The 13,739-nt window shown below is 53.8% G+C and carries 15 protein-coding genes and 1 pseudogene; 14 read left to right on the top strand and 2 right to left on the bottom strand.

The annotated features are described in order from the left end of the window. Nucleotides 1-14: 14 nt before the first annotated feature. The 10 genes from rseA to acpS all read left to right on the top strand — a co-directional run bounded on the left by rseA (nt 15) and on the right by acpS (nt 8,980). The gene (gene rseA / locus OOJ59_RS15825; RefSeq protein ID WP_008785497.1) at nt 15-665 is read left to right on the top strand and encodes an anti-sigma-E factor RseA; all 651 of its coding nucleotides are present in this window, start codon (nt 15-17) and stop codon (nt 663-665) included. Beyond that, nucleotides 665-1,621, top strand: coding sequence for a sigma-E factor regulatory protein RseB (rseB, locus tag OOJ59_RS15820; protein WP_160956120.1), 957 nt, complete (start codon nt 665-667; stop codon nt 1,619-1,621). Before rseA ends, rseB begins: the two co-directional genes overlap by 1 nt. Further along, entirely contained in the window at nt 1,618-2,082 is a 465-nt protein-coding gene (gene rseC, locus OOJ59_RS15815) for a SoxR-reducing system protein RseC (protein ID WP_042306646.1), read from the top strand. Before rseB ends, rseC begins: the two co-directional genes overlap by 4 nt. A gap of 270 nt (nt 2,083-2,352) precedes the next feature. Further along, nucleotides 2,353-4,152: a translation elongation factor 4 gene (gene lepA / locus OOJ59_RS15810; RefSeq protein WP_038642706.1), complete on the top strand. Its 1,800-nt coding sequence runs from the start codon at nt 2,353-2,355 to the stop codon at nt 4,150-4,152. 15 nt (nt 4,153-4,167) lie between these two features. After that, nucleotides 4,168-5,142 (top strand): signal peptidase I, encoded by a 975-nt coding sequence (lepB, locus tag OOJ59_RS15805; protein WP_038642704.1) that lies wholly within the window; start codon nt 4,168-4,170, stop codon nt 5,140-5,142. Between the two features lie 269 nt (nt 5,143-5,411). Further along, the gene (gene rnc / locus OOJ59_RS15800; protein ID WP_003037579.1) at nt 5,412-6,092 is read left to right on the top strand and encodes a ribonuclease III; all 681 of its coding nucleotides are present in this window, start codon (nt 5,412-5,414) and stop codon (nt 6,090-6,092) included. Then, nucleotides 6,089-6,994, top strand: a complete 906-nt coding sequence (gene era, locus OOJ59_RS15795; RefSeq protein ID WP_110497136.1) for a GTPase Era — start codon at nt 6,089-6,091, stop codon at nt 6,992-6,994. The genes rnc and era overlap by 4 nt, the downstream gene beginning before the upstream one ends. A gap of 134 nt (nt 6,995-7,128) precedes the next feature. Beyond that, entirely contained in the window at nt 7,129-7,857 is a 729-nt protein-coding gene (gene recO, locus OOJ59_RS15790) for a DNA repair protein RecO (protein ID WP_038642700.1), read from the top strand. Nucleotides 7,858-7,868: 11 nt separating this feature from the next. Then, nucleotides 7,869-8,600: a pyridoxine 5'-phosphate synthase gene (gene pdxJ / locus OOJ59_RS15785; protein WP_003838383.1), complete on the top strand. Its 732-nt coding sequence runs from the start codon at nt 7,869-7,871 to the stop codon at nt 8,598-8,600. Continuing rightward, on the top strand, nt 8,600-8,980 hold the full coding sequence (acpS, locus tag OOJ59_RS15780) for a holo-ACP synthase (protein WP_038642698.1): 381 nt from the start codon (nt 8,600-8,602) through the stop codon (nt 8,978-8,980). The genes pdxJ and acpS overlap by 1 nt, the downstream gene beginning before the upstream one ends. Here acpS and OOJ59_RS15775 read toward each other — a convergent pair. Further along, entirely contained in the window at nt 8,977-9,237 is a 261-nt protein-coding gene (locus tag OOJ59_RS15775) for a YfhL family 4Fe-4S dicluster ferredoxin (protein WP_038642696.1), read from the bottom strand. The genes acpS and OOJ59_RS15775 overlap by 4 nt on opposite strands. 55 nt (nt 9,238-9,292) lie before the next feature. After that, entirely contained in the window at nt 9,293-10,141 is an 849-nt protein-coding gene (locus tag OOJ59_RS15770) for a MurR/RpiR family transcriptional regulator (RefSeq protein WP_160956119.1), read from the bottom strand. 117 nt (nt 10,142-10,258) lie between these two features. Between OOJ59_RS15770 and murQ the strand changes: the two genes are divergently transcribed. The 4 genes and pseudogenes from murQ (at nt 10,259) to tadA (ending at nt 13,715) form a co-directional block, all read left to right on the top strand. Next, nucleotides 10,259-11,152 (top strand): N-acetylmuramic acid 6-phosphate etherase, encoded by an 894-nt coding sequence (gene murQ, locus OOJ59_RS15765; RefSeq protein WP_038643308.1) that lies wholly within the window; start codon nt 10,259-10,261, stop codon nt 11,150-11,152. Between the two features lie 9 nt (nt 11,153-11,161). After that, nucleotides 11,162-12,521 (top strand): annotated as a pseudogene (locus OOJ59_RS15760) (PTS transporter subunit EIIC). 3 nt (nt 12,522-12,524) lie between these two features. Next, entirely contained in the window at nt 12,525-13,160 is a 636-nt protein-coding gene (gene yfhb / locus OOJ59_RS15755) for a phosphatidylglycerophosphatase C (protein ID WP_038642689.1), read from the top strand. A 57-nt stretch (nt 13,161-13,217) separates the two neighbouring features. Further along, nucleotides 13,218-13,715, top strand: a complete 498-nt coding sequence (tadA, locus tag OOJ59_RS15750; protein ID WP_160956118.1) for a tRNA adenosine(34) deaminase TadA — start codon at nt 13,218-13,220, stop codon at nt 13,713-13,715. The last annotated feature ends 24 nt before the right edge of the window (nt 13,716-13,739 follow it).

Below are 13,739 nucleotides of genomic sequence, written 5' to 3'. Positions count from 1 at the left end.
AAAAGGTATTAGGCATGCAGAAAGAAAAACTTTCCGCTTTAATGGATGGCGAAACGCTGGATACTGAGTTGCTTAAAGAGCTGACTCACGACCCGGAAATGCAAAAAACCTGGGAGAGTTATCACCTGATTCGCGATTCCATGCGAGGTGATACCGCCGACGTTCTCCATTTCGATATTTCCGCCCGCGTAATGGCTGCCATCCAGGATGAGCCAGTACGTCAGACGGCGCCATTGATTCCTGAGGCCCAGCCAGCACCGCACCAGTGGCAGAAAATGCCATTCTGGAAGAAAATGCGTCCGTGGGCCGCGCAGCTTACCCAAATGGGGGTGGCCGCGTGTGTATCACTTGCAGTTATTGTTGGCGTCCAGCACTATAACGGTCAATCTGAAACGTCCCAGCAGCCCGAAACGCCGGTATTTAATACATTACCGATGATGGGTAAAGCCAGTCCGGTAAGCCTGGGTGTACCTTCTGACGCGACAGCCAGCGGCGGTCAGCAACAGCAGGTACAGGAGCAGCGTCGTCGTATTAATGCCATGTTGCAGGATTACGAACTGCAACGTCGACTGCACTCTGAACAGCTTCAGTTTGAGCAGGCGCAAACACAGCAAGCCGCTGTGCAGGTGCCAGGAATTCAAACTTTAGGAACGCAATCGCAGTAATGAAGCAACTTTGGTTTGCCATGTCACTTGTGGCTGGTAGCCTGTTCTTCTCTGTAAACGCCTCGGCCAATCCTGCGTCCGGGGCGTTGTTGCAGCAGATGAATCTGGCCAGCCAGTCGCTAACCTATGAGCTGTCATTTGTCAGCATCAATAAACAGGGTGTTGAATCCCTACGTTATCGCCATGCCCGCCAGGATAACCGTCCGTTAGCGCAGTTGTTGCAATTGGATGGACCGCGCCGGGAAGTGGTGCAACGCGGCAATGAAATAAGTTATTTCGAGCCTGGGCTCGAACCGTTCACGCTGAACGGCGACTATATCGTTGATTCATTGCCATCCCTGATTTATACCGACTTCAAACGCCTTGCACCCTACTATGATTTTATTTCAGTAGGCCGCACTCGCATTGCCGATCGGCTCTGTGAAGTGATCCGCGTTGTCGCTCGTGACGGCACGCGTTACAGCTATATCGTCTGGATGGACACCGAAACCAAGCTACCGATGCGTGTCGATCTTCTCGATCGTGATGGCGAAACGCTGGAACAGTTCCGCGTCATCGCCTTTACCGTAAACAACGGCGTTAGCGACAGCATGCAGACGCTGGCGAAAGCCAATCTACCGCCGTTGCTGTCGGTTCCTGCGGGTGAAAAAACCAACTTCAACTGGAGTCCGTCATGGGTGCCGCAAGGCTTTAGTGAAGTCTCCAGCAGTCGACGTCCGCTGCCGACCATGGATAACATGCCGATTGAATCACGCCTTTATTCGGATGGCCTGTTCAGTTTCTCCGTGAACGTAAACCGTGCGACGCAAAACAGCACCGATCAACTGCTGCGAACCGGGCGTAGAACGGTCAGCACCAGCGTGCGTGATAACGCGGAAATTACGATAGTGGGCGAGCTGCCACCACAAACGGCGAAGCGTATCGCGGACAATATTAAGTTCAGGACCGCACAATGATCAAAGAGTGGGCGACAGTCGTTTCCTGGCAAAATGGTCTGGCGACGGTTAGCTGTGATGTGAAAGCGTCATGTAGTAGCTGTGCTTCCCGGGCCGGGTGCGGGAGCCGCGTGCTGAATAAACTTGGACCGCAGACCACGCACACTATTGTGGTACCCAGCGATGAGCCATTGGCCCCTGGTCAAAAAGTTGAGCTGGGCATTGCCGAGAGGAGCCTGTTGGGATCGGCGATGCTGGTTTATATGTCTCCGCTGGCGGGGCTCTTTCTTTTCGCGGCGCTGTTCCAGGTGCTGTTTGGGTCCGACCTGGCAGCTTTAAGCGGGGCTGTACTGGGTGGCGTGGGCGGATTCCTGATCGCCCGCGGATATTCCCGTAAGCTTGCTGAACGTGAAGCCTGGCAGCCGGTCATTCTGAACGTTGCCCTCCCGCCCGATCTTATTCGCGTTGAAACCCAGCAGTGATATCTTTGCCTGATGGCGCTGCGCTTATCAGGCCTACCGCGTTTTCAGATGCAGGCGTAGGCCGGATAAGGCGTTTATGCTGCCATCCGGCAAAAGTTTCACCGACTTTGTAAGGTTGTTTCCAGTTCCCGCTATCCTTGCTCTATGAACGTTTCCTCGCCTCAGCGTTGTAGTGTAGAATGCGGCGTTTCACTTAAACAGACGTTAAGCTCAGATCAGCGACTTCTCAGAGCCTGCTCAGGCGGGCGTAAGGCACAATAATTACTCTATATGAAGAACATACGTAACTTTTCAATCATAGCTCACATCGACCACGGTAAATCGACGCTGTCTGACCGTATTATCCAGATCTGCGGTGGCCTGTCTGACCGTGAAATGGAAGCGCAGGTTCTCGACTCGATGGATCTTGAGCGTGAGCGCGGTATTACTATCAAAGCGCAGAGCGTGACGCTCGATTTCAAAGCATCTGATGGTGAAACCTATCAGCTTAACTTTATCGACACCCCGGGCCACGTCGACTTCTCATATGAAGTTTCCCGCTCGCTTGCCGCCTGTGAAGGCGCACTGCTGGTGGTTGACGCCGGGCAGGGTGTAGAAGCGCAAACGCTGGCCAACTGCTACACCGCCATGGAAATGGATCTGGAAGTGGTGCCGGTACTGAACAAGATTGACCTGCCAGCCGCTGACCCTGAGCGTGTAGCGGAAGAAATTGAAGATATCGTCGGCATCGACGCCACCGACGCAGTACGCTGCTCGGCGAAAACCGGCGTGGGCGTGACCGACGTGCTGGAACGTCTGGTGCGCGACATTCCGCCGCCGGAAGGCGATCCGGAAGGCCCATTGCAGGCGCTGATCATCGACTCCTGGTTCGATAACTACCTGGGCGTGGTTTCGCTGGTGCGTATTAAAAACGGCACCATGCGTAAAGGCGACAAGATTAAAGTGATGAGCACCGGTCAGGTTTATAACGCCGACCGTCTGGGTATCTTCACGCCGAAACAGGTTGACCGTACCGAGCTGAAATGCGGCGAGGTAGGTTGGTTGGTTTGTGCGATTAAAGACATTCTTGGCGCCCCGGTGGGTGATACCTTAACGTCTGCGCGTAACCCGGCAGAGAAAGCGCTGCCAGGTTTCAAGAAGGTGAAACCGCAGGTTTATGCCGGTCTGTTCCCGGTCAGCTCTGACGATTACGAAAACTTCCGTGATGCGCTCGGCAAGCTGAGCCTGAACGACGCTTCCTTGTTCTATGAGCCGGAAAGCTCAACCGCGCTGGGCTTTGGCTTCCGCTGCGGCTTCCTCGGCCTGTTGCACATGGAGATCATTCAGGAACGTCTGGAACGTGAATACGATCTGGATCTGATCACTACCGCGCCGACCGTAGTTTACGAAGTGGAAACCACGGCGAAGGAGACAATCTACGTCGATAGCCCGTCCAAGCTGCCGCCGCTGAACAACATCTACGAACTGCGCGAGCCGATCGCCGAGTGTCACATGCTGCTGCCGCAAGCTTACCTTGGTAACGTCATCACGCTGTGTATCGAGAAACGTGGCGTACAGACCAACATGGTTTATCACGGTAACCAGGTCGCGCTGACCTATGAAATTCCGATGGCGGAAGTGGTACTCGACTTCTTCGACCGCCTGAAGTCGACCTCCCGCGGCTATGCGTCGCTGGACTATAACTTCAAACGCTTCCAGGCATCTGACATGGTGCGTGTTGATGTCCTCATCAACAACGAACGTGTTGATGCGCTGGCGCTGATCACTCACCGCGACAACTCCCAGAGCCGTGGCCGTGAGCTGGTCGAAAAGATGAAAGATCTGATCCCGCGCCAGCAGTTTGATATCGCGATCCAGGCGGCCATCGGCACGCACATCATCGCGCGTTCAACGGTGAAGCAACTGCGTAAAAACGTTCTGGCGAAATGCTACGGTGGCGATATCAGCCGTAAGAAAAAGCTGCTGCAAAAACAGAAAGAGGGTAAAAAGCGCATGAAGCAGATCGGTAACGTCGAACTGCCGCAGGAAGCGTTCCTCGCCATTCTGCATGTCGGTAAAGACAGCAAATAATCTTAAGGAGTTGGCATGGCGAACATGTTTGCCCTGATTCTGGTGATTGCCACACTAGTGACGGGCATTTTATGGTGCGTAGATAAATTCATTTTCGCGCCAAAACGCCGGGAGCGTCAGGCAGCAGCGCAAGCTGCTGCAGGTGATTCACTGGATAAAGCAACGCTGAAAAAAGTGGCCCCTAAGCCGGGCTGGCTGGAAACTGGCGCATCCGTTTTCCCGGTATTAGCTATCGTGCTGGTGGTGCGTTCGTTTATTTATGAACCGTTCCAGATCCCGTCAGGTTCGATGATGCCGACGCTGTTGATTGGCGACTTTATTCTGGTGGAGAAATTCGCCTACGGGATTAAAGATCCGATTTACCAGAAAACGTTGATCGAAACCGGCCATCCGAAACGCGGTGATATCGTGGTATTTAAATACCCGGAAGATCCACGTCTGGACTACATCAAACGCGCTGTCGGTTTACCGGGAGACAAAGTGACGTACGATCCGGTGGCGAAAGAGGTGACTATTCAGCCTGGTTGCAGCTCCGGTCAGGCGTGTGAAAATGCGCTGCCGGTAACCTACTCTGATGTTCAGCCAAGTGATTTTGTGCAGACCTTTGCTCGTCGCAACGGCGGGGAAGCGACCAGCGGTTTCTTTGAAGTTCCGTTGAACGAAACGAAAGAGAACGGTATTCGCCTCACCGAACGTAAAGAAACGCTCGGTGAGGTAACGCACCGCATTCTGACCGTGCCAATCGCGCAGGATCAGGTAGGGATGTACTACCGTCAGCCTGGCCAGCAGCTAGCGACCTGGATCGTCCCACCGGGACACTACTTCATGATGGGTGATAACCGTGACAATAGCGCGGACAGCCGTTACTGGGGATTTGTGCCGGAAGCGAATCTGGTGGGTAAAGCGACTGCAATCTGGATGAGTTTCGACAAGCAAGAGGGTGAATGGCCGACCGGCGTGCGTTTAAGCCGTATTGGCGGTATTCATTAATTGCTAATAATCGTTCACGTTGTCGTCATTATGGCGACAACGTGAATTATTTCTCGGATAAATTCCCGCAGACTAACGACATCCCTTGTCGTTGTGTATAGAATATTCCCCCGAAGTTTTAGGTTGGCACCGACAGGTTGCCACGGCACACGAAACAGCGTTGGTTTGTATACAAAAGCATTCAGACGATGCCAGATGGCTAAGTGAATGGCGTATATCAGGTCTGTTTCGTGTGCTGAATTGTTGACGCATTCATTTATTGGTATCGCATGAACCCCATCGTAATTAATCGGCTTCAACGGAAGCTGGGCTACACTTTTAATCATCAGGAGCTGTTGCAGCAGGCATTAACTCACCGTAGCGCCAGCAGCAAACATAACGAGCGTTTAGAATTTTTAGGCGACTCTATTTTGAGCTTTGTCATCGCTAATGCGTTATATCACCGTTTCCCGCGTGTGGATGAAGGTGATATGAGCCGCATGCGCGCGACGCTGGTTCGCGGTAATACGCTGGCAGAATTAGCCCGTGAGTTTGACCTCGGTGAATGTTTACGTTTGGGGCCAGGCGAGCTGAAAAGCGGCGGTTTCCGTCGTGAATCGATCCTGGCGGACACCGTTGAAGCTTTGATCGGCGGCGTCTTCCTCGACAGCGATATTCAAACCGTTGAACAACTGATCCTGAATTGGTATCAAACCCGTCTGGATGAAATTAGTCCAGGCGACAAACAAAAAGATCCGAAAACGCGCCTGCAGGAATATTTGCAGGGTCGCCACCTGCCGCTGCCGTCCTACCTGGTGGTGCAGGTCCGTGGTGAAGCTCACGATCAAGAATTTACTATCCACTGCCAGGTCAGCGGCCTGAGTGAACCGGTGGTTGGCACAGGTTCGAGCCGTCGTAAGGCTGAGCAGGCTGCCGCCGAACAGGCGTTGAAAAAACTGGAGCTGGAATGAGCATCGATAAAACTTACTGCGGATTTATTGCCATCGTCGGCCGCCCGAACGTTGGCAAATCCACCTTGTTGAATAATCTGCTTGGGCAGAAGATTTCTATTACCTCTCGTAAGGCTCAGACAACTCGACACCGTATTGTTGGCATCCATACCGAAGGCGCGTATCAGGCGATTTATGTTGATACCCCGGGCCTGCATATGGAAGAAAAACGTGCCATTAACCGCTTGATGAACAAGGCGGCGAGCAGCTCGATTGGTGATGTTGAGCTGGTGATTTTCGTTGTGGAAGGCACTCGCTGGACGCCGGACGACGAAATGGTGCTCAACAAGCTGCGTGATGGTAAAGCCCCGGTAATTCTGGCGGTGAACAAAGTCGATAACGTTCAGGAAAAAGCCGATCTGCTGCCGCACCTGCAGTTCCTGGCCAGCCAGATGAACTTTCTCGACATCGTGCCGATCTCTGCCGAGACCGGTCTGAATGTTGATACCATTGCGGGTATCGTACGTAAGCATCTGCCGGAAGCAATTCATCACTTCCCGGAGGATTACATCACCGATCGTTCTCAGCGCTTTATGGCCTCTGAAATCATCCGTGAGAAGCTGATGCGTTTTCTGGGCGCTGAACTGCCGTACTCCGTCACCGTTGAGATTGAGCGTTTTATCTCTAACGAGCGCGGCGGCTACGATATCAACGGTCTGATCCTTGTCGAACGTGAAGGGCAGAAGAAGATGGTGATTGGCAACAAAGGGGCCAAAATTAAAACCATCGGTATTGAAGCGCGTAAAGACATGCAGGAAATGTTCGAAGCGCCTGTTCACCTTGAACTGTGGGTGAAAGTGAAATCCGGCTGGGCCGATGACGAACGCGCGCTGCGCAGCCTCGGTTACGGCGACGACCAGTAGTTTTAATACTCTATGGCTTTCGAGGTGCAGGAAGGCGGCAAGTCCGTGAATCCCCGGGAGCTTACTCTCGTAAGTGACTGGGGTGAACGGGCGCAGCTAACGCACCTGCAACTTGAAAGACGACGAGTATTATGATGGAAGGATGGCAACGCGCTTTTGTCCTGCACAGCCGCCCGTGGAGCGAAACCAGCCTCGTACTGGACGTCTTCACGGAAGAATCGGGCCGCGTGCGCCTTGTAGCCAAAGGCGCGCGTTCCAAACGTTCTAATCTTAAAGGCGCCCTCCAGCCTTTTACGCCGTTACTGCTTCGCTTTGGTGGACGTGGTGAGGTCAAAACCTTGCGTAGCGCCGAAGCCGTCTCTCTGGCACTCCCTCTAAGCGGTATTACGTTGTACAGCGGTCTGTATATCAACGAGCTTATCTCACGCGTGCTTGAATACGAGACCCGCTTTTCTGAACTCTTTTTCGACTACCTGAACTGTATTCAGGCGCTGGCAGGCGCGACGGGTTCGCCAGAGCCTGCCTTGCGTCGCTTTGAACTGGCTTTACTCGGTCATCTGGGTTATGGCGTGGATTTTACCCACTGCGCGGGTAGCGGTGAGCCGGTAGATGACACCATGACCTATCGCTATCGGGAAGAGAAAGGATTTATCGCAAGTGTAGTGATTGATAACGCCACCTTTACCGGACGCCATCTGAAAGCGCTTGAGTCGCGTGAATTTCCGGATGCTGATACGCTTCGCGCTGCGAAACGCTTTACCCGCATGGCGTTAAAGCCGTATCTTGGTGGTAAGCCGTTAAAAAGCCGGGAACTGTTCCGGCAATTTATGCCAAAACGCGCAGTAAAAATTAAAAATGATTAACGAGGATTGTCATGGCTGAATTACTGTTAGGCGTCAACATTGACCACATTGCCACTTTACGTAATGCACGCGGCACCGCATACCCGGACCCGGTTCAGGCGGCGTTTATCGTTGAACAGGCGGGCGCAGACGGTATTACCGTACATCTGCGTGAAGACCGTCGCCATATTACCGACAGAGACGTGCGTATTCTGCGCCAGACGCTGGATACCCGTATGAATCTGGAAATGGCGGTAACCGAAGAGATGCTGGCCATTGCCGTTGAGACGAAGCCGCATTTTTGCTGCCTGGTGCCGGAAAAACGCCAGGAAGTTACCACCGAAGGTGGTCTGGACGTCGCCGGTCAACGCGACAAAATGCGCGACGCCTGTAAACGCCTGGCGGATGCTGGCATTCTGGTTTCGCTGTTCATCGATGCCGACGAAGAACAGATTAAAGCCGCTGCTGAAGTTGGCGCGCCGTTTATTGAAATTCACACCGGCTGTTACGCTGATGCGAAAACTGACGCGGAACAGGCCAGCGAACTGGCGCGTATCGCCAAAGCGGCGACCTTTGCCGCAAGCCTTGGCCTGAAGGTGAATGCGGGTCACGGCCTGACGTACCACAACGTTAAAGCCATCGCGCGGATCCCTGAAATGCACGAACTGAACATCGGTCATGCCATTATCGGACGCGCAGTGATGAGCGGTCTGAAAGACGCGGTAGTAGAAATGAAACGCCTGATGCTGGAAGCGCGTGGCTAATGGCGATTTTGGGATTAGGTACGGATATCGTGGAGATTGCCCGCATTGAAGCGGTGATCTCCCGCTCCGGTGACCGTCTGGCAAGACGCGTGCTCAGCGACAACGAATGGGCAATCTGGGAGACGCATCAGCAGCCGGTGCGTTTTCTGGCGAAGCGTTTTGCGGTTAAAGAAGCGGCAGCAAAAGCCTTTGGTACGGGTATCCGCAACGGCCTGGCATTCAACCAGTTTGAGGTTTTCAACGACGAGCTCGGTAAGCCGCGTCTGCGGTTATGGGGGGAGGCGTTAAACCTGGCGGAAAAACTCGGCGTCGCCCATATGCATGTGACGCTGGCCGATGAACGTCACTACGCCTGCGCCACGGTGATTATTGAAAGTTAGATTTTGTCCGCGTGATGCATCTGGACGAATTTATCCCACAACTGCTCTTCACTCTCTAAATGTGCCGGATCTTTCAAAATAGTATTGGGGATCGGGCACACCTTCTGGCAGGTTGGCGTGTCGTAATGGCCTACGCATTCCGTACATTTGTCGCTGTTAATCTCGTAAATGCTGTCACCCATCGAAATCGCCTCATTCGGGCATTCAGGTTCGCACATATCGCAATTGATACACTTTTTAGTGATTAACAGGGCCATCAGGAAACTCTCAAAACATCACAAATCGGGCGGGCATTATACGCGCATTCTTTGCTCAGACCAGTTTTTTTACCAGCGCTTCGCTGTGACGAATGCGTTCCGGGGCATGCTCCAGATCCTGCTGCACCAGCGCCATAAACAGTAAATCGGTGAGCATCATTTGCGCGTGGGTGGAGGAGATTGCGGCGCTGCGCGTGGCCTGCTCCTCGGCAATCGTATACAGACAATGACTTGCGCGTTGCTGCAGGGCATTGGGCGTAAATCCGGTGATGGCGAGAATTTTGGCCCCGGTACGCAGCGTTTCATCTGCCGCCAGATTAAGTTCGCGGCGCTCACCGGTGTACGAAATAGCCAGCAACAAATCGCCTGGTGAAAGCGCCTGCACCGTCGCCAGCAGGGCGTGCATATCACGTTCGACTACCGCGTTAAAACCTATCTTCAACAGCTTCCAGGCAAAGTTCTGCGCGACCAGACCCGATGCGCCAATACCGGTCAGAATAATACGTCGGGCAGAGCGCAACATCGTGACGCTCTCCAACAGTTTTTCTTCGCTGTTAATATCCAGCGTCGCATGCATCGCCGCCACGTTCTCCTGAATCAGCTTTTCGCCCACCAGACGCATCGGGTCATCACCCCGAATCTGGTTATGCACCGGAACAGAATGGGGGTTGGGATTACTGGCCAGCGATTCGCTAATCGCCAGTTTCAGTGCCGGAAATCCTTTAAAACCCAATTTTTGCGCGAACTTCACCACGCTGGACTGGCTGACGCCCGCTTCGAAGGCCAACTGCTGTGAGCTGAGATGACGCGCGGTATCTGGTTGAGCAAGGAGATAATCCGCAAGTTTTTTATCGCTTTGCGCGAGATCCGGGTAACGCTGACGAATGCGAATTAAACAGTTCATGCTGTCTCCTGGCGAAAACGTGATGGCGATTACAAAACAAAATTTCCCTCGCCTGGATGAATATAATATTCCATTATGACAGATTATTATGAATTAAAAATTCCTAAGGACCAAAAAATGAATCTCGGTGCATTAGTTTCAGAAACCCGTAACCCTCAGACCATGGATCTTGATGCGCTCTCCACGCTGGAGTTGGTTCATCGTTTTAATCAACAGGATACGCTGGTAGCACAAGCAGTAAAAGCCACTCTTCCTGAAGTTGCGCGAGCGGTCGATGCGGCGGCTGATGCGCTTAAAGCGGGCGGACGCATTATATACATGGGCGCGGGTACCAGCGGGCGTCTTGGCGTGCTGGATGCCTCTGAATGCCCACCGACTTTCGGCGTACCGCACGGTCTGGTGGTTGGCCTGATAGCCGGAGGACCGGGCGCGTTGCTGAAGGCGGTTGAAGGCGCGGAAGATAACCCGCAGTTAGGTGAAGACGATCTGCGTACGCTTAACCTTACCCCAGAGGATCTGGTGGTTGGTCTGGCGGCTTCAGGTCGTACGCCATATGTGATTGGTGGGCTGAAATATGCCCGGACGGTAGGCTGTACGACGGTGGCCATTTCCTGCAATCCGGACTCTCCTATTGCTCATGAAGCGGATATTGCCATCTCCCCTGTGGTAGGGCCGGAGGCCCTGACGGGGTCAACACGACTGAAATCCGGCACCGCGCAAAAACTGGTGCTCAATATGATCTCCACCGGTGCGATGGTGAAGTTTGGCAAGGTGTATCAGAACCTGATGGTGGATATGCAGGCAACCAACGTCAAACTGGTCGATCGGGCGTGTCGCATGGTGGTTGAGGCCACTGGCATTGCGCGTGAGCAGGCGCAAGCGCTGTTAAAGCAGACTGACTTTGAGGTTAAACCCGCCATTTTAATGGCGCTCACCGGCCTGGATGCCGCTGCCGCCCGCGAAAAGCTTGCCGCTCACCAGGGTTTTTTACGCGCGGCGTTAGAACGCTAAGAGGTGTATATGGATAAGACGGCGGTGCTGGCCAGCGACATTCTGCTGGGCGTTGGCGGAGAGAAAAATATTCTGCGCCTGGAAAACTGTATGACCCGTGTCAGGGTGGAAGTCCGGGATGAGGCTCAGCTCGATGTATCCCGACTCAAGCAACTGTCCGGCGTCAGCGGCTACGTGAAGCAGGGCGCGCAGCACCAGATCATCGTCGGTCCCGGTAAAGCCGCCAGGGTGGTGGATGCTATGCGCGCCCTGATTGCCGATGGCGGCGAGCGCACCGATGCGCATGATATCGAGCGCACGAAGTCAGCGGCTAAAGCGAAATACAAAGCGCCGATGAGCGATGCGTAAGCTGGCGAACGTCTTTATCCCTCTTATTCCGGCGTTTATAGCCTCCGGTTTAATTACCGGCATTATTAACATCCTTAAGCGACCGGATATCGTCAGGGATTTTGCGACCCACTATCCGAATTTACTTGGACTGATGGGCATATTTGGCAGCGCCGTGTTTGCCATTATGAATATTCTGGTCGGGGTGAATACCGCTAAAGTCTTTGGCGGTTCTCTGGCGATGGGCGGAGTGATGGCGGGGATCCTCTCCAGTCCGCAACTGGCGCAAATTACCCTGTTTGGCGAAACGCTGCAGCCGGGGCGCGGCGGGGTAATCGCCGTGCTGTTGGTGGTAGCGTTGATGTGCTGGATCGAACGCAAATTCCGTGAACTGCTGCCGGAATCACTGGAACTGATCCTTAACCCACTGCTGACCACCATTATTACCGGGGCTATTGCGATAGTGGCGCTGCAACCGTTGGGCGGTTGGATTTCCGAATCTATCGCTCACGGCGCATCCTGGGCTATCGATCGCGGCGGTTTTCTGGTCGGCGCTATACTGGCGGGAACCTTCCTGCCGCTGGTGCTCACCGGGCTTCATCAGGGGTTAGTGCCTATCCACGTCGAACTGGTGCAGGCGCATGGTTATAACGCGCTCTTCCCAATCCTTGCAATGGCGGGTGTTGGGCAAATCGGTGCAGCGATTGCAGTGCTGATGAAAACCCGCAACGCACGACTAAAAAAGGTGATCAAAGGGGCGTTGCCGGTTGGATTGTTGGGGATTGGCGAACCGCTGATTTTTGGTGTTACGCTGCCGTTGGGTAAGCCGTTTATCGGTGCCTGTCTTGGCGGAGCGGTAGGCGGGGCGCTGATAAGCTACTGGAAAGTGGCGACGGTTATCACCTTTGGTATCTCAGGATTACCGCTGGCATTAACGATTGTTGCCGGAAAAGTGATGTTCTATCTGTTAGGCTATCTGGTAGCAGTTATTGCCGGGTTTCTGTTTACCTGGCTATTGGGGTTCAACGATCCAGAGGAATAAAGTTTGACCAATCACCAGCGCCGCGTTGTCTTTTTTGATTTGGATGGCACGTTACATCAGCAGGATATGTTCGGGAGTTTTATACGTTATCTGCTGCGTCGTCAGCCGCTGAACGTACTGCTTGTGCTGCCTCTGTTACCGGTGATTGCGCTGGCGTTGTTGATAAAAGGACGCGCGGCCCGCTGGCCAATGAGCCTGCTGTTATGGGGATGCACTTTTGGTCGTAGCGAGGCGCGTCTGAAAGCGCACCAGGCCGATTTTGTACGTTGGTTTCGCGATAACGTGACGGCGTTTCCGCTCGTACAGCAGCGGCTGACCACTTATCTGTTAAGTTCTGACGCCGACATCTGGCTTATCACCGGCTCCCCACAGTCGCTGGTGGAGCAGGTTTACTTTGATACCCCGTGGCTACCGCGCGTCAATCTGATCGCCAGTAAAATGGCGCGAGGATATGGTGGCTGGGTGCTGCCTCTGCGTTGTCTGGGGCATGAGAAAGTGACACAGCTGGAACGTCAGATTGGCGCGCCGCTGCAACTTTATAGTGGTTATAGCGACAGTAAGCAGGACAACCCGCTGCTCTCTTTTTGCCAGCATCGCTGGCGCGTCACGCCGCGTGGGGAACTGCAACAACTCGAATAGAGTAAACGATAGCGTCTGTGTATAATGCGCCCGCTTTGATTACTGGAGTTACCCCCTTTGTCTGAAGTTGAATTTAGCCACGAATACTGGATGCGTCATGCTTTAACGCTGGCAAAGCGCGCCTGGGATGAGCGTGAAGTCCCGGTGGGCGCAGTATTAGTGCATAATAACCGCGTCATTGGCGAAGGCTGGAACCGGCCGATTGGTCACCATGATCCCACGGCCCACGCTGAAATTATGGCGCTGCGTCAGGGCGGCCTGGTGCTGCAAAATTACCGTCTGTTGGATGCCACGTTGTACGTCACTCTGGAGCCGTGCGTGATGTGCGCTGGCGCGATGGTGCACAGCCGTATCGACCGGGTGGTTTTTGGCGCGCGCGATGCGAAAACGGGGGCGGCGGGTTCATTAATTGACGTGCTACATCACCCTGGAATGAATCATCGGGTTGAAGTGACAGAGGGAGTCCTGCGGGATGAATGCGCCACGCTGCTCAGCGATTTCTTTCGTATGCGTCGTCAGGAAATTAAAGCCCTGAAAAAATCCGCCAATGCGTAAATGCCGGTCTGATTGCCTGATGTT

The organism is Citrobacter sp. W9, assembly GCF_026719375.1.
Lineage (GTDB): Bacteria > Pseudomonadota > Gammaproteobacteria > Enterobacterales > Enterobacteriaceae > Citrobacter > Citrobacter werkmanii.
Note: the sequence above shows the minus strand (reverse complement) of the source record. Positions and strands in the feature narration are given on the sequence as shown.